Genomic DNA, 389 nt, shown 5'->3' on the forward strand with positions numbered 1-389 from the left:
GTTCGGAGTCGAGGAGGCTGCCACCGCGGGGGCAGAACAATGAGCGCCGCCCTCTGCACAGTCACGCCCAACCTGGCGCTCGGGGCCTTTCCCGGGTTTTCGGTGGCGCAGGCGATGCAGGCGGCCCAGTCACTGGCTGATGCCGGAGTGATCCGGCTTGACCACGTTCAGATCTGTCCGCAGAACGCGGGCACGCTGGACGTGGAATCGGCCAGGGCGCTGGCAGCTGCCTACCCGAATACGCGGTTTCGGCTGCACGCCAACGCACGCGTGGCGGGGTGGACATCGTTGGCAGACCTGAGCACGCTCAACCGGCACATGGATTACTACGTCGAATTGGGCAAGGTCAGCCGGGCGATGGGGGCCTGCGCATACACGGTCCACGCCGG

Annotated in this window: 1 protein-coding gene; it reads left to right on the plus strand. The window is 66.8% G+C overall.

Annotated features, from left to right (window positions below):
• Positions 1 to 39 precede the first annotated feature (39 nt).
• On the plus strand, positions 40 to 389 hold a 350-nt coding region (locus I6F21_RS38485), incomplete at its 3' end, for a hypothetical protein (RefSeq protein ID WP_225184487.1).

The organism is Bradyrhizobium sp. NBAIM03, from assembly GCF_020194055.1.
Taxonomy (GTDB): domain Bacteria; phylum Pseudomonadota; class Alphaproteobacteria; order Rhizobiales; family Xanthobacteraceae; genus Bradyrhizobium; species Bradyrhizobium yuanmingense.